At 39.9% G+C, this 19,268-nt stretch carries 19 protein-coding genes and 1 pseudogene; 11 read left to right on the top strand and 9 right to left on the bottom strand.

All coding sequences use genetic code 11. The features are described 5' to 3' along the window. Positions 1 to 24 precede the first annotated feature (24 nt). From AC6CHU_RS07900 to AC6CHU_RS07910, 3 genes are all read right to left on the bottom strand, one after another. On the bottom strand, positions 25 to 942 hold the full coding sequence (locus tag AC6CHU_RS07900; protein WP_159867156.1) for an ABC transporter permease: 918 nt from the start codon (positions 940 to 942) through the stop codon (positions 25 to 27). Between the two features lie 71 nt (positions 943 to 1,013). Further along, positions 1,014 to 2,564 (bottom strand): ABC transporter substrate-binding protein, encoded by a 1,551-nt coding sequence (locus AC6CHU_RS07905; RefSeq protein ID WP_159867159.1) that lies wholly within the window; start codon positions 2,562 to 2,564, stop codon positions 1,014 to 1,016. Continuing rightward, positions 2,554 to 3,003, bottom strand: a complete 450-nt coding sequence (locus tag AC6CHU_RS07910) for a MarR family winged helix-turn-helix transcriptional regulator (protein ID WP_159867162.1) — start codon at positions 3,001 to 3,003, stop codon at positions 2,554 to 2,556. Before AC6CHU_RS07910 ends, AC6CHU_RS07905 begins: the two co-directional genes overlap by 11 nt. Before the next feature lie 393 nt (positions 3,004 to 3,396). Between AC6CHU_RS07910 and AC6CHU_RS07915 the strand changes: the two genes are divergently transcribed. Beyond that, the gene (locus AC6CHU_RS07915; protein WP_159867165.1) at positions 3,397 to 3,624 is read left to right on the top strand and encodes a hypothetical protein; all 228 of its coding nucleotides are present in this window, start codon (positions 3,397 to 3,399) and stop codon (positions 3,622 to 3,624) included. 529 nt (positions 3,625 to 4,153) lie between these two features. Here AC6CHU_RS07915 and guaC read toward each other — a convergent pair. Both guaC and AC6CHU_RS07925 read right to left on the bottom strand, forming a co-directional pair. Next, positions 4,154 to 5,143 carry a GMP reductase gene (gene guaC / locus AC6CHU_RS07920; RefSeq protein ID WP_159867168.1) on the bottom strand — a complete coding sequence of 330 codons (990 nt, stop codon included), beginning with the start codon at positions 5,141 to 5,143 and terminating at the stop codon, positions 4,154 to 4,156. 222 nt (positions 5,144 to 5,365) lie between these two features. Next, positions 5,366 to 5,764, bottom strand: coding sequence for a nuclear transport factor 2 family protein (locus AC6CHU_RS07925; protein WP_159867171.1), 399 nt, complete (start codon positions 5,762 to 5,764; stop codon positions 5,366 to 5,368). 165 nt (positions 5,765 to 5,929) lie between these two features. On the opposite strand from AC6CHU_RS07925, the gene AC6CHU_RS07930 reads away from it, so the two are divergent. From AC6CHU_RS07930 to AC6CHU_RS07960, 7 genes are all read left to right on the top strand, one after another. Next, entirely contained in the window at positions 5,930 to 6,391 is a 462-nt protein-coding gene (locus AC6CHU_RS07930; RefSeq protein WP_159867174.1) for an SRPBCC family protein, read from the top strand. A 20-nt stretch (positions 6,392 to 6,411) separates the two neighbouring features. Further along, on the top strand, positions 6,412 to 7,062 hold the full coding sequence (locus AC6CHU_RS07935) for a YdeI/OmpD-associated family protein (RefSeq protein ID WP_159867177.1): 651 nt from the start codon (positions 6,412 to 6,414) through the stop codon (positions 7,060 to 7,062). 431 nt (positions 7,063 to 7,493) lie between these two features. Beyond that, positions 7,494 to 9,161: a M4 family metallopeptidase gene (locus AC6CHU_RS07940; RefSeq protein WP_498121096.1), complete on the top strand. Its 1,668-nt coding sequence runs from the start codon at positions 7,494 to 7,496 to the stop codon at positions 9,159 to 9,161. A gap of 341 nt (positions 9,162 to 9,502) precedes the next feature. Next, entirely contained in the window at positions 9,503 to 10,987 is a 1,485-nt protein-coding gene (locus AC6CHU_RS07945; protein WP_251282882.1) for a DUF1538 domain-containing protein, read from the top strand. Beyond that, on the top strand, positions 10,971 to 11,639 hold the full coding sequence (locus AC6CHU_RS07950; RefSeq protein ID WP_159867186.1) for a P-II family nitrogen regulator: 669 nt from the start codon (positions 10,971 to 10,973) through the stop codon (positions 11,637 to 11,639). Before AC6CHU_RS07945 ends, AC6CHU_RS07950 begins: the two co-directional genes overlap by 17 nt. Before the next feature lie 49 nt (positions 11,640 to 11,688). Continuing rightward, entirely contained in the window at positions 11,689 to 11,991 is a 303-nt protein-coding gene (locus tag AC6CHU_RS07955; protein ID WP_159867189.1) for a hypothetical protein, read from the top strand. 120 nt (positions 11,992 to 12,111) lie between these two features. Continuing rightward, positions 12,112 to 12,507: a VOC family protein gene (locus AC6CHU_RS07960; RefSeq protein WP_159867192.1), complete on the top strand. Its 396-nt coding sequence runs from the start codon at positions 12,112 to 12,114 to the stop codon at positions 12,505 to 12,507. A 103-nt stretch (positions 12,508 to 12,610) separates the two neighbouring features. On the opposite strand, the gene sstT is transcribed toward AC6CHU_RS07960, so the two are convergent. Continuing rightward, positions 12,611 to 13,843 carry a serine/threonine transporter SstT gene (gene sstT, locus AC6CHU_RS07965; protein WP_498121099.1) on the bottom strand — a complete coding sequence of 411 codons (1,233 nt, stop codon included), beginning with the start codon at positions 13,841 to 13,843 and terminating at the stop codon, positions 12,611 to 12,613. A gap of 291 nt (positions 13,844 to 14,134) precedes the next feature. Between sstT and AC6CHU_RS07970 the strand changes: the two genes are divergently transcribed. Both AC6CHU_RS07970 and AC6CHU_RS07975 read left to right on the top strand, forming a co-directional pair. Beyond that, positions 14,135 to 14,989, top strand: a complete 855-nt coding sequence (locus tag AC6CHU_RS07970; RefSeq protein WP_251282884.1) for a GRP family sugar transporter — start codon at positions 14,135 to 14,137, stop codon at positions 14,987 to 14,989. Between the two features lie 12 nt (positions 14,990 to 15,001). After that, the gene (locus AC6CHU_RS07975; protein WP_159867201.1) at positions 15,002 to 15,787 is read left to right on the top strand and encodes a glucose-1-dehydrogenase; all 786 of its coding nucleotides are present in this window, start codon (positions 15,002 to 15,004) and stop codon (positions 15,785 to 15,787) included. On the opposite strand, the pseudogene AC6CHU_RS07980 reads toward AC6CHU_RS07975, so the two are convergent. The 3 genes and pseudogenes from AC6CHU_RS07980 to AC6CHU_RS07990 form a co-directional block, all read right to left on the bottom strand. Then, a pseudogene (locus tag AC6CHU_RS07980) lies at positions 15,777 to 15,845 on the bottom strand (hypothetical protein); the annotation flags it as partial. The gene AC6CHU_RS07975 and the pseudogene AC6CHU_RS07980 sit on opposite strands and share 11 nt — an antisense overlap. Before the next feature lie 344 nt (positions 15,846 to 16,189). Beyond that, entirely contained in the window at positions 16,190 to 17,137 is a 948-nt protein-coding gene (locus AC6CHU_RS07985; RefSeq protein ID WP_251282885.1) for a nucleoside hydrolase, read from the bottom strand. 130 nt (positions 17,138 to 17,267) lie between these two features. Beyond that, positions 17,268 to 17,393: a hypothetical protein gene (locus AC6CHU_RS07990; RefSeq protein WP_268891669.1), complete on the bottom strand. Its 126-nt coding sequence runs from the start codon at positions 17,391 to 17,393 to the stop codon at positions 17,268 to 17,270. Between the two features lie 207 nt (positions 17,394 to 17,600). On the opposite strand from AC6CHU_RS07990, the gene AC6CHU_RS07995 reads away from it, so the two are divergent. Beyond that, complete coding sequence (locus tag AC6CHU_RS07995; RefSeq protein ID WP_251282886.1) at positions 17,601 to 19,250, top strand: catalase; 1,650 nt, start codon at positions 17,601 to 17,603, stop codon at positions 19,248 to 19,250. The last annotated feature ends 18 nt before the right edge of the window (positions 19,251 to 19,268 follow it).

Below are 19,268 nucleotides of genomic sequence, written 5' to 3' on the forward strand. Positions count from 1 at the left end.
TTGTACTGGTTTCCACAGCTTCACCTACTTCACTCTAATTTGGGGGTTCACATATGCATATAAAATATCTGTAATAAAGTTGATGACTGCATAAATGATGGCAATAATAAATACGCCGGCCAATACAATTGGGAAATCTCGATTCATTAAGGACTGGTGTAATAGTCTTCCAACACCAGGCCAAGAAAAAACAGCTTCCGTAATAACAGCGCCGCCTAATAAAACACCGAGATCAAGCGCGATTAATGTGAGGATCGGAATCAGAGAATTTTTTAAGGCGTATTTCATAATTAGCGTGGATGTTGGTGTTCCAGCTGCTTTGGTTGTTCGGATATAGTCTTTATTTAATACATCTAGCATGGCCGATCGAGTAAAGCGGACAAAACGCGATACGCTATACAATGCTAGTGTAATAACTGGAAGCACCATGTGATTAACAGAGCCGCCTCCACTCGATGGAAATAATTTTAGTTGAGCAGCAAAAATAAAAATTAATATTAAACCAAACCAAAAACTTGGGATAGCCTGACCGATAACCGTAATCCCTACACTTACTTTATCAAAGAGGGTGTTACGTTTATATGCAGATAGAACACCAAGTGGAATAGCGATGATGATTGATAATAACAATGCTGAGAAGGCTAATTGAAAAGTTGCTGGCATTCTTTCTAAAACTAGTCCGAGAGCATCGTCGCCACTTCTTAATGATTCTCCAAAATCACCTTGAATGGCGCCTTTCATGAAGTCTGTATATTGAACATATAGTGGGCGGTTAAATCCTAATAACTCACGATATTCCTCAATTTGTTCCCTTGGCGCATCAGGCGGAAGGAATAGTGTAGTCGGATCTCCCGAAAGACGAATTAAAAAGAAGACTGCCGTTAGAGCAAGAAATACAACGATGACTACTTGTATTAATCTTTTAATTATAAAATCTAACATAGTAGAACCCCGCCTTATCCCTTGGAATAAAAGAAGAGAGAAGGGGATCCTCTCTTCTTAGAACTATTAATTTAGTTCCATGACATCTCAAACACGTTCATTTTCTCATCAACACGAGGTGAGAAATTTAAAGAAGATTTAACAGCGTAAAGGTCTGCTTGTTGCCATAATGGAACCCAAGCAGCTTGATCTACTAACTGCTGTTGAAGCTCAGCGTATCCAGCATAACGAGCTTCTTGATCAAACAATTGGTTTGTTTCCTTAATCTTTTTCTCAATATCTTCCTGGTAAAAACTACTGTATGGCGCTTCTAAAGTGAACAAGTTTTCAATTGTTGACTGGGCATCGAAAGCTGGCCCCCATCCAAGAATGTACATATCTCCCGTTTCTCTTTTTTGAATCTTCTCCAAGTGCTGTCCCCATTCATTCACCCTTACTTCTACATTGATTCCAATACTTTGTAATTGTGAAGCAATGGCTTGAGCAATATGGGAGTCCATCGGATAACGACCACTTGGTGTATCCAATGTTAATTTTAATTCTTCTGGACTATAGCCAGCTTCTTTGATTAACTTTACGGCTAAATCTGGGTCATAATCGTATTCTTTAGTTTCAGCATGATCAGCATTCAATTGGGACAGCGGTCCTGTAATTCTCGTACCATACCCACTTAATACAGTTTCTAGAAGTTCATTTGCATTGATCGCGTGGTTAATCGCTTGTCTGACTTTGACATCTTTTAATGGACCATCGACAAGGTTGGATAATGCTAAGTAATTGATACGTGAAGAAGAAATTTGTTTTACTTCGTTACTTTCAAATTGTTTAACTGAGTCGACAGGAATGTTTTTAAATAAATGTATTTCTCCGCTCATAAAAGCAGACATTCTTGCGCTAAATTCCGGAATAATTCGGAACTCAACTTCCTCAATCTTAGGTTCTCCTTGCCAATAATCTTCAAAAGCTTTTAATTTCAAATGGTTATCTCTTGACCATTCAACAAACGTATACGCCCCTGTACCAACCGGTTCGCTTGAAGCTTTCTCTATACCCACTTCTTCAACATAGCCAGGTTCCATTATGAGCAAATCTTCTGCAATTCGTTGAATTAAGCTTGGAAAAGGCACGGATGTATGGATCTCCACTTCGTAATCTGAAAGTACAACGACCTCCTTAACATTAGCCCATCTTGAACGGTAGAATGACCCATTACTTTCATCTAGGATGTAATCGATACTAAATTTTACTGCATTTGCATTAAAATCTGCTCCGTTATGGAACTTAATTCCTTCTTTTAACTTTAAGTACCATGTTTTTTCGTCTATATTTTTCCATTTCTCTGCAAGAACAGGGACAAATTCAGCTGTTTGAGGATCTCGATCAATCAGTGGATCATAAATATTTCGAATTAGCGTATCGGTGGTGTAGTTGACATCGTGGTTTGCTAGAAGTGTGGTAGCGTCTGCTTCAAAACCGATGACAAGGGGACCCTGACTATTAGCATCTGATCTAGAATCTTGTGAACTACTGGAATTACTATCCACATTAGTACCTTGTGTACATGCTGCCAATAACATCGTAATGATTAAAAGAAATGTAATCAGGACCTTATTAATCCTCATCAAATCTTCCTCCCTTATTGACTGATAAAATTTTCTCGATTTTCTCCATTGATTGAATAAGTAAATTTACTTGTTCCAAGTCAATTTTTTCAATCATCCTCCTTACATCATTGCTGGCATTATCTGAAAGTTCTTTAAGAACTTTTTGCCCTTTTTCAGTGATATGCAGATATTTCTTTCGTTTATCCTGGTTATCCGATACCCGTTCAATAAGGCTTTGCTTTCTGAGCTTATGTATCATTCTACTTACATAACCTTTATCAAAGACGAAATACTCAGATAATTGGGAAGCTGTACATCTATTCCTTTTATCTATCTCATATAAAATCATCGCTTCGGACATTGAATAGGGGCTTCCTTGTGTATATTGAGCATACAAACCAACAACATTAAGATAAAAACGGTTAAACTTCTTAATTTTCTCGATTTTTTCATTCATGTAGTTAAGTTCCTCTGTTCATAAATTTAGTTGCTAATAACAACTTGTTTTCATATTAATTTCATTTTATCTTGTTTGTCAACAGAATTTTATGAAAATTCTGTATAAATGAATCCTATTCCCTATGCTCTTTAATCTTCATGGGTTAAGCGCTATCACATAAAAAAAGAAGCGGAAAACAACGGACTTAATCTTTTCTTTTTTACAACTATTGGGGATGATATACTAAACTCATACTTCTTCTTTTCAATTTATACTAGCACCCAGGCGGGCGTTATTTAACTTTTTAGAACGCACTTTATTCAAGTGATTAAAACTACTGTCGTAGTTAATTTAATCCTTTGGGTAAAGTGCGTTTGTTGCATTTTCCATTATTTTTTAAGGAAGATTACAATGATCACAAAAAAGTTTTACCGAGTGTTTGATAATTTATTTTTTTGTAGAAAGGCAACTGAAGCTATTCAAAGTGGGTGGGAAATTAAAGAAAAAATATATGTTAAATATGAAGTCTTTGAGGAATCTAAGGCAGAATTAATAGTTGGCGGATTAAACTATGGAATACCGGCCGATGAAGTGACTGTTTACATAAATGAAAAAGAATGCCATGCAGGATCTTACTGAAGATTGTTAGGTTGAAATTCATTAGGTTTAGCTTAGAAACACTACATAGTAAAGGCAGGGATGAAGAATAATTTTAAAATACCAAACAAGCGCTAGAAGTTATGAAATCAGGTTTAAGCGGAAAATGAAGAAAGCAGGCTTTTATAATACGGCCAGTGGAGTTACAAACTATATTGTTGATTATGGTAAGAATGCTATTACTGTTAAGACACAAAAAGGGTGCTCAATTTTAAATAACCAGAGGGCAACTAAGACGTGCTATTACTTTTACATTATTTAATAGAACGATCACTAGAAAGGGATATTGAGAGTTTCTCTAGCTACTCATCGGCACTCTTTGGAATAATAAATAGAATTTTTCATCTTATTTCCAGGTTATTAAAATTACGAGAGGGGTACCGTTTATCCCTTAAGACACTTCATTTTGGGCCAGTGGTCTTCACATGTGTTTGTCAAATATATTAAACCATAGAAAATGCCTTCTTCAGGGAAAAGGAAGGCATCTTCTGTGGTTTTATAAATTAAGGGATTAAAAAACCCTGTCGCCATTAAAAATCGAATTTTTAACAATCACATAATCAACATGGCGAATGGCTTCCAGCTTGTTGCCGCCCGCATAAGAAATGGACGACTGGAGATCCTGTTCCATTTCTTTCAGTGTATCTGCTAATGATCCTTTGTGCTCTACTAAAATTCTCTTGCCTTCAACATTCCTCTTTTCCCCTTTTTGAAATTCAGAAGCTGAGCCAAAGTATTCTTTATAGAGCTTTCCGTCTTTTTCATTCTCAATCGTCTCTCCAGGTGACTCCTCATGTCCAGCAAATAAGGAACCAATCATTACCATGGTTGCTCCGAATCGAATTGACTTAGCAATATCACCATGGGTGCGAATGCCCCCATCAGCTATAATTGGCTTGCTTGCAGCCTTTGCACACCAGCGAAGTGCTGCTAACTGCCAGCCGCCCGTTCCAAATCCGGTCTTAATCTTTGTAATGCATACCTTACCAGGTCCAATGCCAACTTTTGTAGCATCAGCACCAGCGTTCTCTAATTCTCTGACGGCCTCCGGCGTTCCGACATTGCCGGCAATCACAAAGCTTTGTGGAAGGTGTTTTTTAATATGCCGGATCATTTGGATGACAGCATTAGAATGGCCATGGGCTATGTCGATGGTAATGTAATCGGGTGATAACTTTTCCTCCGCAATTTGCTTTATAAATCCATACTCGCCTTCTTTGACTCCAACACTGATTGAAGAATACAGACCCCGGGCCTTCATATCTTTAATAAAAGTAATTCGCTTCTCCGGTTCAAACCGATGCATGATATAGAAATATCCGTTCTCTGCTAAGAATACGGCAATTTTCTCATCTACAATCGTCTGCATATTGGCAGGCACCACAGGAAGTTTAAACACACGTCCCCCCAGAAGTACTGTTGTATCACATTCTGACCGGCTATTGACAATGCTTTTTGCTGGAATAAGCTGAATATCTTCATAATCGAATACATTTTCCATTGTAACCCTCCTATTGTGAAAATAAATCAGATACGTACTTCCTTTGCAAGGATAGGTTTTTCAGTCGGAATTGATCTTATACCAGCAGATAGGGAAAACTCATTAAAAAAGAGCTTAGAAAAAGTCTAGCTCAATGGGATAAATCATAGTCAATATCCTAAAATAGGGTTAGATTATATAATAAATTTATAAGATTCAATCTTTAATCCCATTTAATATGTATTAAAACATCCCATTCCCATTAGGAGATTCCTCCGGTATAGGCTGTCCTACATCCCAAAGTTCAACAATCTTGCCGTCTTGAAACCGAAAGATATGTACAACTGCTCCGCCAAGGTCCTCAGGGTTTTGCTTTACATGAGAATGAACGGCAACGGTTTCATTTTCCTGGATGGCGAGTTTAACATCAAGTTTTTTGTTAGGGTTTTGCTTTGCATTCTCTTCCATTGCGAGCATAAGAGATTCTGCATCACCGCGGAAATAGGGATTATGATGGGACAAAACTGGGCTTACGAAACGCTTGTAGGCTTCACGAACCTGGCCGGATGCCGCGAGCTGCAGAAATGATACTGCTTTCTCTTTCAGTGAAAGGTTCGATGTTGATTGTGGATCTTTACTCAATTAAATCTCCTCTTTTCTCATTTATAAATTTAATTGAAGTATAAATTATAGATATCCTAATGACAACATGTACGATAAGAAGAATCCCTTTTTGTACTATTACTTTATTCTAGAGTGAGCAGTTAATTAATTTATGATATATTTTAGAAAAAAGGAGGCGTTTACTTGAGTATCCATTTTGAAGTGAAAAGATCTGCTCAGGTTTCTGCACAAAAGGCCTGCCAAGGTTTAATCGACCTTGATTCGGCAAAGGAATGGATGAATGGTCTAATTAAAATAGAGCGGGAGGGCAGCGGGCCATTAAAAGTGGGAAGTAAGTGGATAGAGACAAGAAAAATGTTTGGAAAAGAAGCTTCTGAACACTTTGAAGTTGTCGAACTTGACGAACCGAGAAAAATTGTCCTGCGCTGCGATGGAACTAAAGGAACAACAGGAAAAGGAGAATTTATTTTTACATATATAATCACCTCATCAGATGATGTTTCAGAAGTTACCCTGCTCGGCGAGATTAAGGGGCTGACAGGCTTTTCAAAGCTATTTGGAAAGATGATGGCTGGAGCCTTCAAGAAAGCATGTGCAAAAGATTTGGATGCATTAATAAAGTACTTAGAGGAATATGAGCAATAAATTCAAAGGAGCAGTTTGTGATGTCGATTGTTGATAAATTAAAGCTTAATAAATATAAAAATTTGGCTGTGCTCAACCAGCCTAGTGACTATTCTGTTTTTACTGGATTTAAAACTGCTTTATCAGGTGATCATGATGCCATTTTCATCTTTGTAGAATCCCTTGAGGAAATGAAAGAGTTTAGCCGAAAAGTGATCGCTGAGGATCACTTGCTTGAAAAAGGATATTTATTTTTCGCTTATCCTAAAAAAGGAAATAAACGATATGATACATACGTACATAGAGATGCTATTTTTCCGGCAATGAAAGTGGGAGAAGATGGATATGTAGAAAATAGCGATGTGAAATTTTCAAGGATGGTAAGCATGGATGATGTATTTACGGTTGTAGGATTGAAGCGTGAAAAGAAAAAGGAAAAAAAGTCAGCCGCCCCTAGTCAATGTGTGGCTGATTACGAAAATTATGTGAATGATATTGAAAAGATTTTAGCTAAATACCCCAATGAATTAAAGTTTTATCAGGAGCTTACACCAGGTTATCGAAAGGATTGGGCGCGCTACATTTATTCTGTTAAACAGCAGAAAACCCGTGAGAAGCGTGAAGCCCAAATGGTCGATATTTTATCACAAGGGTATAAATCAGTTGATTTGTTTAGGCAAAATAAGAAATAAATAGGTTCCTGCCCCAGGTTACTTTAGTAACTAAAAAGGCAGGAATCTTTTTTAAAATCCTCGATAATAACAATTAAATATTCATCAGAAGCAGATTTATCGGCGCGCAGCGTCGGGAATGCTTAACGCCCCGCGATTCACTTAGCATCCTGGGCCGGAAATAAACGAACAAAATTGATAATCAAAAATAACATTTAATACGAAAAGAGCATAAAAAAGAATCCCTTTTGCTTGCTCTGGGAGTAGAATTATTTAATTTGGCAGCAGTGAACTAATATGTTTAATAGGATCCTACTTAACAACTAGTATTTGGTAAAATTTCACTATCGATTCGACAATTTTTATAATATATAAATAATTCGTATTATTCATTCCAAATATTGCCTCGTAATCTATAATTTAGAGTATCTAAATTATAGGAGGTCAAAAGAATGAAAAAAAAGCTGCTTGCGCCTGTATTGCTTTCATCAGCCTTATTGGCAAGTTCGATCCCGGTTAATGTCTTTGCCCAGCCGGCAGATCCAGCAAAGTATCAGTATGTACAAGCTTCCAAGGAATGGAATGAAAAAGCAAGTGTTCCTTTATTTGTGAAGGAACGATTTACAGAGAAATTTTCTTCCAGCACTCCCGCGAATGCAATAAATTACTTAAAGAAACATCAGGATCACACAGGTATTAAGAGTCCGGAAAAAAACCTGAAAGTAAAAGAGGTACAAAAAGACGAGCTGGGCATGACACATGTACGGTTTAATCAGGCAATAAATGGCGTGCCTATAGAAGGATCTGAAGTAATTGTTCATTATAATGAGAACAATGAAGTAGTATCCATCAACGGCAGAGTAAATCAGACAATTGCCGAGGCAGCAGTGAATACGTCTGTGTCTTTAAAAAGTGATACTGCAGTAAAAACTGCTTTAACAGCTGTCAATGCGCCACAAGAACTTACATATGAGCCAGTTACAGAGCTCGTTGTCTATCCATTTGAAGGGGAGAATCATACAGCTTATAAAGTAAATGTAAACTTTATGGGAGATGAACCTGGAAACTGGTTTGTGTTTGTAGATGCAAAAACGGGTGAAGTCATTGATCAATACAATGGAATCATGCATGCTGAAGAACATAAAACACAAAAAGGATTTGGCAAAGGGGTTAATGGGGACCATAGGGAGCTGCATATTACCAGGGTGAAAGCAGAGAAATCAGGAACTAAATTTGCTCTAGCGGATTATTCCCATGATAACCTTGATGGAATCTTTACATTTGATTCTAAAAATGATTGGGACTCAAATAATGATGCTCTGTATGTCGGGAACTCAGCTGCATTTATAGGGGATTATGACCGCGCTGCAGTTGATGCACATTATAATTCAGAGCGGGTATATGAGTATTTCTTGAATGAGCATGGCCGTAATTCGCTGGATGGGGAAGGAATGGCTATCAATTCTTATGTTCATATGGGCACAGATTACAATAATGCTTTCTGGAACGGCCAATATATGGCATATGGAGATGGGGATGGCGAGTTTTTTATTTCTTTATCAGCCGGCCTTGATGTTGCTGCACACGAAATGACCCACGGGGTAATCTCTCATACTGCTAACCTTGCATATCGGAACCAATCTGGAGCACTGAACGAGTCATTTGCAGATGTTTTTGGTGTACTTGTTGACGATGAAGACTGGGAAATGGGAGAAGACATTATGGCGCCTGCTACTAAAGCTGACGGTGTAACGAGATTGCGCAGCTTAAGTGACCCTAATAGTGTTGTAGTGAGTAATCCGGAAAGAGCCGCATATGGCAGCGGAGTCTATCCAGCTCATATGGATGAATATTACAATATGCCATTAAATGTTGATAATGGCGGGGTTCATGTGAATTCTTCGATTACTAACCATGCCGCCTACCTGATCGGGCAGGAAGTAGGCAGGGAGAAGCTGGGGAAAATTTATTACCGTGCTTTAACTGTCTATTTAACCTCCAATTCTGATTTTAGTGATGCACGCCAGGCGGTTGTTCAGTCTGCCATCGACCTCTACGGGGAAGGCAGCGGGGAAGCTGCTGCTGCGAATGCTGGATTTGATGCGGTGGGAATCTACTAGCAGAATTGATAAGATGAAAAAAAGACCTGACCCACACATGTGATTATAACGGGTCAGGTGTATTTTTATTATTAAGCTATTGAAAAACGAGCTTTAAATTCATAGATTAAAAATAAATTTTATGAATAATTTAAAAATGCATTCTTCTAAAAGTCATCCTATGTCATAATATAGGTAATAATAATAGCATTTTTAAGGTGGAGTCTGTCACAAAGGGGCCCTTATGCCCTTTTGAGGGAGGCTTTTTTATTTGCAGCATAATTATAAAAACGAAGAAGGTGCTGTCTATGTATGGTATTAAACTTTAGTTGGAAAGGAATGATCTCTATTTGACTGTATTAATGCCTAAAGTTAAAGAAGTTTTGTATGCTGTTCTCCCCATTACCGCCCTCGTAATCATTTTAAATTTGACTATTACCCAATTAGATTCTTTCTTGATTATACGCTTTGTGATAGGGGCCATTTTAATCGTTATCGGATTATCTGTTTTCCTGCTTGGCGTGGATATTGGAATTACCCCCATTGGACAGATGATGGGTGCTGGCATGGCAAAAACCAATAAAGTATGGATTGTCATTGCTGCCGGCCTCGTTCTTGGTTTTATCATCTCAATAGCCGAGCCTGATTTGCACATTCTTGCAGGGCAAATTGAACTGGTTACCTCAGGCCTTATTTCAAAGGGCTATATTGTCGTTATCGTCTCAATCGGTATTGCCGCTTTGCTTTCTGCAGGCCTTGTGAGAATTGTGTATAACCTTCCTTTATATAAATTATTGACGATCCTGTACCTTATTATCTTTATACTTGCCATTTTTACATCACCTGAGTTCCTGGCCATTTCTTTTGATGCTTCGGGTGCCACCACTGGAGCCTTGACTGTTCCATTTATTTTGGCTCTGGCCCTCGGTGTTTCATCTTTGAAAAAGGATAGCCAGGCTTCTGAACAAGATAGCTTCGGATTAGTAGCCATAGCTTCTACCGGCGCCATCATTTCAGTCATGATCATGAGCATTTTATCGAAAGCTGATAAAATATCCGGGAGCCTTGAACATCATGACCCTTCTTCGAATATTCTTGGGCCATTTTTGAACAAAACACCCATACTTGCAGGTGAAGTGTTTTTGGCCTTGCTACCAATTTTACTAATTTTTTTGCTGCTACAGAAATTGATCTTTAAAATGTCCAAAAAAGCAGTCCACAAAATAATAAAGGGAATTGTTTTTACTTTTCTGGGCCTTGTCCTCTTTTTAGTAGGGGTAAATGCTGGTTTTATGGATGTCGGCACGTCGGTGGGACATAGCATAGCCTCTTTAGACAGTAAAGCATACATTATAATTATAGGTTTTATATTGGGCTTCGTGACCATTTTGGCAGAGCCTGCTGTTCATGTGTTAACACATCAAATTGAGGATGTAACAAGCGGGTATGTTAAAAGGAAGGTCGTCATGATTTCCCTATCAATAGGGGTTGGGGCTGCCGTTGCTCTATCAGTGTTAAGAATTATTATTCCTGAGCTGCAGCTATGGCATTATCTTTTACCGGGCTATGCCATTGCGATCACTATGACCTATTTTGTTCCAAAGCTATTCGTAGGGATTGCCTTTGATTCAGGTGGGGTGGCATCAGGCCCGATGACAGCTACTTTTATTTTAGCCTTTATGCAGGGAGCTGCGGAATCAATAGAAGGTGCCAATGTATTAAAAGATGGATTTGGCATGATCGCAATGGTTGCGCTGACGCCCCTGATTGCCCTGCAGGTATTGGGCTTTATCTTTAAGCTAAAATCCAAAAAAGGGGGATTTGAAAAGGATGCACAGTCACTTTGATCATACCGGATTCGAATTAGTCTGTGTTATTGTCAACTTTGGGTCAGGAAGTAAAGTCCTTCAATCCGCAAAGGCAAATGGTATTTCAGGAGGTACTGTGTTCCTGGGCAAAGGTACTATTCAAAATCGCCTTTTAGAATTTTTTTCTTTAAATGATGTAAAAAAGGAAATTGTCCTGATGGTCTCGGATAAAGAAACAGCGAATCAGGTACTAATAGGGCTGGACATGAAATTTAAATTCAGTAAACCGAATCACGGCATAGCTTTTACTATACCTGTATGTAATGTGATAGGTGCAAGCCGCTGCAGAAGTGAAAATAATAAGCAGGGAAGAGGTGCAGAAAAAGTGATGTATCATGCCATTACGGTTGTTGTTGAAAAAGGGAAGGCGGAGTATGTGATTGATGCAGCAGCCGAAGCAGGTTCAAAGGGAGGAACTATCATTAATGCGAGAGGGTCAGGCATTCATGAAACCAGCAAGATATTTTCAATGGCGATTGAGCCTGAGAAAGAGATTGTGCTGATTCTTTCAGAAGAAGAAAGTACAGAAGGAATTGTTGCTTCTATAAGGAAAAAACTTAAAATTGACGAACCTGGCAATGGAATCATATTTATACAAGAGGTCAGCAAAACGTACGGATTATATAAGTAAATGGCCGCCGATATGGACATCAGAAGTAAGTTAAAAGGAGGCAGAAAATATGAATATCTTTTTTGCAGTCACAGTATTAATCTACACCATGCTTCTCATTTTCACATACGGCTTTGCCATTTTAACTGATTTTCAGGAAGATAAAGGGGAGGAAATCTTTGACAGGGCTTTTAAGAACGCCTATGTGATCCTTCTCTTTGGCCTTCTCATTATTTACACTCTGATCCAGCATCCGCATATTCCCATGGATTCAGGTAAGACATCTTATCTCTTGCTTGCAAGCAAATTTCTATCTCTGATGACACTTGGAGTCAGCCTATTTATTTTCAGCCGGAAAAATTACAGCCTATAAAGATAAAGGTGTCTGGCTTATCCTGATGCTCGTGATAATTAATTTATTAAATCGTTTAAAAAACTGCCATAAACTGTATAATTAAAGGTGTATAAGAGATTACAGTTCAAGGAGGAGAATATGGGCAGATTAATTCATTTTGAAATCCATGTCGATGATATGGAGCGGGCTAAAAAGTTTTATGGAGAGGTTTTTGGATGGTCATTTCAGGATTGGAGTGAGTATGCCGGAATGCCTTATTATGGAGCAGTGACTGGAAGTGATGAAGAGCCGGGCATTAATGGTGCTTTGATGCAGCGCCAGGGGCAGCCACCAGAAGCTAATCAGGCTATAAACGGATATTCCTGTACAATAGGCGTGGAAGATTACGATGCTGCGGAAGGCAAAATCCTTGAAAATGGCGGAACTCTTGCATTGCCGAAGTATGCTCTTCCAGGTATGGCTTGGCAGGGGTACTACAAGGATACTGAAGGCAATGTTTTCGGTATTCACCAGCCCGATGAAAATGCGAAGTGAAGGGTAAAAACTATTAGTACCTAATGGCACAATACATAAAAAAAGCCCGTCTATAAACGACAGGCTTCAGTGAAGGAGTCCCCTTTAGGAGGGGCTCCTTTATTTATGCGATAAGTTTTGAAATTTTCCCTTCCTTGCGCTTCTTCCTATATTCAGCTGTTGCTGTAAATAGAACATCTGAGGAAGAGTTAAGGGCTGTTTCACATGAATCCTGTAATACGCCAATAATAAATCCTACCCCGACAACCTGCATAGCTATGTCATCCGGAATTCCGAACAAGCTCGCTGCCAAAGGAATGAGAAGGAGGGATCCGCCTGCAACGCCAGAAGCACCAGCTGCGGAGACTGCTGCTAACACGCTAAGGATTAGAGCTGTTCCAAAGTCCACTTGAATACCTAATGTGTGAACAGCTGAAAGTGTCAGAACAGAAATTGTAACAGCTGCTCCTGCCATATTAACCGTTGCGCCTAACGGGATAGATACGGAATAAGTATCTTCATCCAATCCAAGCTTTTCGCATAAGGTCATATTTACAGGAATGTTTGCTGCTGAGCTGCGAGTGAAAAACGCTGTAATACCACTTTCTCTTAAGCATCTTAAAACAAGCGGATATGGATTTCTGCGAATATTTAAAAATACTATAAGTGGATTTACGACCAGAGCAATAAAGATCATACATCCCAAAAGGATGGCCAGTAATTTGCCGTAATCCATCAGTGCAGAAAGCCCATTGGTGACTATCGCATCAAAAACAAGACCCATAATTCCGATTGGAGCGAAGCTGATCACCCATTTCACTAGGGTTGAAATAGCATCCGAAAAGTTTGCGAGCATATTTTTTGTTGTATCTGCAGCTTTTCTTAAGGCAATGCCAAGAAGAATTGCCCAAGTTAGAATACCTATATAATTACCATTGATCAGGGCATTGACCGGGTTGTCCACTACGTTAGTCAGCAGAGTTTTAAGAACTTCCGCAATCCCTCCAGGTGGTGCTACATCCTCTGCCCCCGGAGCAAGTGAAAGAGTAACTGGGAAGATAAAGCTTGCAATAACTGCAACAAGTCCGGCTAAAAAGGTGCTTAAACCATAAAGAGCTATAATGGACTTCATATTCGTCTTCTGGCCGCTTCTATGCTTGGAGATGGCATGCATGACCAGGAAAAAAACCAGTACCGGTGCTACTGCTTTTAATGCACTTACAAATAATGTACCAAAGATAGAGATCCATCCCGCTGCCTTTGGAATAGTCAAGGCGAGGGTTGCACCTGCGATGATGCCCAGCAGGATTCTTTTGACCAGGCTTATTTCGTTCCACTTGCTGAATGCGTTTTTCATTCGATTCCCTCCGAAGTGTTTATTATATAAAAGAGAATAATAGCCTTTCACTGTTGTTGGACAGTGATATTTGTAAGTTTAACACAAATATTATAAATTGTGTGTAAATTATTATATTGAAATATCTGCTAAACGACTAGTGCTAGATAGATTACTGATAATAATGGTTTTAGTGGTTTAAATATGTGGAATGATAATAAAGAATCTAATAGTTTTTTGCTTGTGGAATAAGAGTTCTTATATAACTGCAACCTAAAAATGTACATAAAATCGAAAGATGAGGTACACACCATGACAGGAATTCTACTAGCCCTCATTGCAGCCGTCTCATGGGGCAGCATTGTATTTGTCAGCAACAAGCTTGGCGGGGACGAGGACAGCCAGACTCTTGGCACGACAATAGGTGCACTGTTGTTTGCTATTGCAGTCTATCTTTTTAAAAGGCCGGATCTTTCCAATATCGTCTGGGCAGTCGGCTTGATTTCTGGTTTATTCTGGTCGATTGGACAGAAAAATCAGTTTGGGGCAGTCCGCTATTTAGGGGTAGCAAAGACAGCTCCGATGTCCACTGGCCTGCAGCTTATTGGAACCACATTTTTTGGAGTATTCATTTTTAAAGAATGGGAAACAAAGATGAGCATTATTATCGGGGTCACCTCATTGGTCTGCATCATTATCGGTGCCATACTGACTTCTCTGAAACAGGGGGTTGATCAGGAACAGGGAAGGAGTCTAAAGAAAGGCCTGCTTGTACTCCTTTTATCGACAGCAGGCTTTGTCGGGTATGTGGTACTCATCCGCTGGTTTGAAATTGACGGCTGGTCTGCCATTCTGCCGCAGGCGATTGGAATGGCAATAGGAGCATTCCTTATAACTCTCCGCCGCAAGCCTTATAACAAATATGCAATCCGTAATATTATTACAGGGCTGATTTGGAGTACCGGGAATCTGGGACTGCTTCTTTCCCTTCCGAAAATCGGCGTGGCCACCAGCTTTTCACTTTCTCAAACAGGAATAGTGATTTCCACCATTGGCGGGCTTTTCTTTTTAAAAGAACGGAAAAGCAAAAAACAGGTGTTTATGGTTCTCCTTGGCTGTTTATTTATTATTGCAGGGGGAGTATTGCTTGGCTTTACGAAAAAATAAGGGAGTGATCTTATGTATCCAAGTCTTGAAGGGAAAGTTGTCGTTATTACCGGCGGAGCGACCGGGCTGGGAAAGGCAATGTCAGAACGGTTTGGAGCTGAAAAAGCAAAGGTAGTCATCAATTATTTTAATGAGGAACAGGAAGTGCAGGGAATTATAGAAACGATTGAGAAAGCCGGCGGCAGTGCATCTGCCATCCAGGGGGATGTTACAAAGGAAGAAGATGTTGAAAGAATGATTGCCCATGCTATTAAAACGTTCGGATCGCTCGATGTCATGATTAATAATGCGGGGATCGAAAATGAAGTTCCGTCTGAAGAACTTACTCTGGAGGATTGGAACAAAGTGATTTCGACAAATCTGACGGGGCAATTTATCGGCTGCCGTGAAGCTATTAACTATATGCTGGAAAACAAAATAAAAGGCTCAATCATTAATATGTCATCTGTTCATCAGGAAATTCCATGGCCTCATTTTGTTCATTATGCAGCGAGCAAAGGTGGGGTCAAATTGATGACCGAAACACTCGCGCTAGAATTTGCTCCGCATGGTATCAGGGTGAACTGCATTGCCCCTGGTGCTATTGATACACCCATAAATGCGGAAAAGTTCTCAGACCCGGAATTGAAAAAAGGTGTTGTTGAGCTAATTCCTATGGGCTACATTGGCAAGCCGGAAGAAATAGCAGCTTGTGCAGTATGGCTTGCATCAACAGAAGCCAGCTATGTCACCGGATTAACATTATATGCAGATGGCGGCATGACACAATATCCGGGGTTTCAGGCTGGTAAAGGATGAATGGACAGCTCTTCTCAGTGTGAGAGGTGCTATTTTCTATTTCTATTTCATAAAGCAGCGGGTCCGCTACAGGAAAATATTTTCAACAAGCAGACATAAAAAATCCGGCCTCTAAAAGGCCGGACCTGAAGGGGTAAAGAAAAAGGGCTGTATGATGTTTCGGTACAAGTTCATTGTAATACGGAAATGTTAACAATCTATGAACGGGATGAGGACAAATTATTAAATAATTCCGTTCCTTGCGCAGATCCTTTTGTAAAATGAACAGTTGGAGCTGTTAAAACGAGCATACAATCATGCTGTACAAGATACTGGCATAAAAATAGGGTTTAACAGTAGCCATGAAGTTTATTCAATATCTGAGGGTTCTATTGAAGTCAGCATTACAGGAGACAGCAGACTTTAATTTTGGGCAAGCATAACTTTGATGAATTCATTTGTAAAGGCTTCGTAGTCAAGTTTAACGGCTATTCTTGTCTTACCCTTCGGACTGCCCGGCCGGATATCGATATAAGATAGTCCCTTTCCCTCTACAGTTCCATCAATGACACTTACATCGTAATAAATATAATCAGCTATAGCAGGATTATTGATGATCATGATGGGAAGCAGATCGTGAATAGGCGCTCCCTGAATGCCGGGAACCAGGCTTTGATAAGCCTTATAATAGTACTCGAAAATAGGTTTTAATAAAAAAGTGAAAGGGTTTGAAGCTGTATTTGATACATATTCCACTATGTCCAAGGTCAATATTGCAAATTCTGTAACATTTAGGGGGGTAATTGTAAGGTTATGGGCAAATTTACAAATGTAATTGGAGGAAGTGGGATCACCATAAAAATTGGCTTCTGCAAGAGGGGTTACGTTTCCGGGAACAAAGAAAGCACCGCCCATGATATAAAAAGCTCCCACTTGTCTGATTTGTTCGTCAAAGAGTATAAATGCTGTTGCGAGGCTGGTTGACCTGCCGGTATCAACAATAATCAAGTCCTTTTGATACTTTTCAATAAGGATGCGAATTGTATCAAATGGATAGGTTTGATATTTTAAATCAGCTGGGGGCTGAATTGGACCAATCCCCTCTGCTCCATGGATATCAGGATAGTACGTGACTTTTTCCTGCTGAACAGGCTGCGCCGCACCTGGAATAATTGGAACACTTTTTTGTCCGGCCAGATCAAGCAGATAATAGGCGTTGGCTGTAGCCTGGTCCTCTGTTACATTCCCGTAGCTCGTAACAAGTCCGACCAGCTCAAGATCCGGATCGAGCAATGTATAAATGATCGCTAGAGAATCGTCAATTCCAGGGTCACAAAATAATAGAATCTTTTTAGTTTTTCCCTTTACCATTTGGAACCCTCCCTTATTTGCTTATACAAAAGTATTCAGTAATGCCTTTTAATATGTTGTGAAAGAAGAGCTGAAAATAAAAAGCGCCAATCCCTTAAAAATTATAGGGAAAAGCGCGTCTTCTTTCTTTTTATTTTCTTTTCTGTGCCTTCATTTTATTTGCTGCCAGTTCAGCAGCATACTCTTCGTATGTTTTACCCTGCTTTTGGCTCTCAGATTGAATTTTTCTGAACTTGTTATCATTAAGATTCGGCAAGTCTACACCTCCCTTGATCAAGAGTATTTTTTGCAAAGACTTGAACATTATTCGAAAAGAATGGATGTGTACAATAGGTTTAATTACTACTTCAAAGGGTAACAGAAAATATGGAATTCTAGAATATGGAATGCCAGTAAATGTTTAGGGTATATTTTTCCAAATTCAAACAAAAAATAGAGACATTAATTTAAAGGAGGTCTGTTTGTGGCTGAAAATAAAGATAGTCATAAAGCAAATGATCAAGATGTAAAGCGTGAGACGTTGACTACTCGGCAGGGGCACCCTGTAACGGATAATCAAAACATTCGCACGATAGGCAACCGGGGGCCAGCGACCTTAGAGAATTACCATTTTATTGAAAAAATATCCCATTTTGACAGGGAAGAGGTACCAGAGCGTGTGGTGCATGCAAGAGGAGCAGGGGCATTCGGATACTTTGAGACATACGGAAAGGTTGGCGATGAACCGGTCGAAAAGTATACACGAGCAAAAGTTTTTTCAGGTGAAGGGAAGAGAACGCCATTAATGGTCCGCTTTTCAACAGTGGCCGGTGCAAAGGATTCACCCGAAACAGCACGTGATCCCAGAGGTTTTGCCGTAAAAATGTATACTGAAGACGGAAACTGGGATTTGGTAGGGAATAACCTGAAAATCTTCTTTATCCGTGATGCGATGAAATTCCCTGATATGATTCACGCCTTCAAGCCTGATCCTGTTTCAAATGTGCCAAATCCTGAGCGGATGTTTGACTTTGTTTCCAGGACACCTGAGGCTACACATATGATTACTTTCGTATTTTCTCCTTGGGGAATACCCGCTACATACCGTCATATGCAGGGATCCGGTGTTAATACGTATAAATGGGTGAATGAAAAAGGAGAAGCAGTACTGGTGAAATATCACTGGGAGCCGAAGCAGGGCATCCGTAATCTGACTCAGGAAGAGGCAAATGAAATACAGGCGAAAAATGTCGGTCATGCCACACAGGATTTATTTGAGGCGATTAAACGCGGAGATTATCCTGAATGGGAGCTTTTTGTGCAGATTATGGAGGATGACTATCATCCAGAACTTGATTTTGATCCCCTTGATGATACAAAGCTATGGCCGGAAGAGAAGTTTCCATGGCTTCCGGTTGGCCGCATGGTTCTTAATCGCAATCCGGAAGATTACCATGCAGAGATTGAGCAGGCTGCATTCGGTACTGGGGTACTAGTCGACGGAATGGATTTTTCTGATGATAAGATGCTGCAGGGACGGACTTTCTCTTATTCCGATACACAGCGTTATCGCGTCGGAGCGAACTATTTAAAAGTGCCTGTTAATGCACCGAAAGTGCCTGTGCGCACAAATCAGCAGCGAGGGCAAATGGACACTCATGACCCGAGGGAGTCTGGGGAAAATCCGCATATTAACTATGAACCATCGATGAAGGGCGGATTCAAAGAAGCACCTGAAGAAGGCCGCACACCACATCGGCCAACCTATAATGCAGCAGCAATGAGCGCTCCCATTGATCGGCCAAATAATTATGGACAGGCAGGTCATACTTACCGGAGCTTTGAAGATTGGGAACGAGATGAATTAATTAAAAACCTGTCTGAAGCATTGGCGGTTTGTGACAAGCGTATCCAGGATGCCATGTTTGAGCATTTTACACAGGCAGATGAAGATTATGGCCGACGCGTGAAGGAAGGAACAGCGAAAGTTATGAAAGAATTGCAGGCAATGAGCGGCAAAGAGCAAGTGCCTGGCCGGGATGCTGGAAGATCCAAATATGGCCAAGGTTCGATTGCCCAGAACCAGGCAGCAAAAGAAGCTGTTGAAAAAAGCCGCGAAACAGATCCATATTAATGATGAAAACAGGGCTGC

This window comes from Cytobacillus sp. GQ23 (assembly GCF_059758675.1).

Bases quoted from the DNA above. Each gene is read 5' to 3' on its own strand.
- AC6CHU_RS07955 (WP_159867189.1), top strand. From the start codon at position 11,689: ATGAATATCTTTTTTGCAGTCACAGTATTAATCTACACCATGCTTCTC.
- AC6CHU_RS07985 (WP_251282885.1), bottom strand. From the start codon at position 17,137: ATGGTAAAGGGAAAAACTAAAAAGATTCTATTATTTTGTGACCCTGGA.
- AC6CHU_RS07940 (WP_498121096.1), top strand. From the start codon at position 7,494: ATGAAAAAAAAGCTGCTTGCGCCTGTATTGCTTTCATCAGCCTTATTG.
- sstT (WP_498121099.1), bottom strand. From the start codon at position 13,843: ATGAAAAACGCATTCAGCAAGTGGAACGAAATAAGCCTGGTCAAAAGA.
- AC6CHU_RS07905 (WP_159867159.1), bottom strand. From the start codon at position 2,564: ATGAGGATTAATAAGGTCCTGATTACATTTCTTTTAATCATTACGATG.
- AC6CHU_RS07970 (WP_251282884.1), top strand. From the start codon at position 14,135: ATGACAGGAATTCTACTAGCCCTCATTGCAGCCGTCTCATGGGGCAGC.
- AC6CHU_RS07960 (WP_159867192.1), top strand. From the start codon at position 12,112: ATGGGCAGATTAATTCATTTTGAAATCCATGTCGATGATATGGAGCGG.
- AC6CHU_RS07935 (WP_159867177.1), top strand. From the start codon at position 6,412: ATGTCGATTGTTGATAAATTAAAGCTTAATAAATATAAAAATTTGGCT.
- AC6CHU_RS07910 (WP_159867162.1), bottom strand. From the start codon at position 3,003: ATGAATGAAAAAATCGAGAAAATTAAGAAGTTTAACCGTTTTTATCTT.
- AC6CHU_RS07945 (WP_251282882.1), top strand. From the start codon at position 9,503: ATGCCTAAAGTTAAAGAAGTTTTGTATGCTGTTCTCCCCATTACCGCC.
- AC6CHU_RS07975 (WP_159867201.1), top strand. From the start codon at position 15,002: ATGTATCCAAGTCTTGAAGGGAAAGTTGTCGTTATTACCGGCGGAGCG.
- AC6CHU_RS07915 (WP_159867165.1), top strand. From the start codon at position 3,397: ATGATCACAAAAAAGTTTTACCGAGTGTTTGATAATTTATTTTTTTGT.
- AC6CHU_RS07950 (WP_159867186.1), top strand. From the start codon at position 10,971: ATGCACAGTCACTTTGATCATACCGGATTCGAATTAGTCTGTGTTATT.
- AC6CHU_RS07900 (WP_159867156.1), bottom strand. From the start codon at position 942: ATGTTAGATTTTATAATTAAAAGATTAATACAAGTAGTCATCGTTGTA.
- guaC (WP_159867168.1), bottom strand. From the start codon at position 5,143: ATGGAAAATGTATTCGATTATGAAGATATTCAGCTTATTCCAGCAAAA.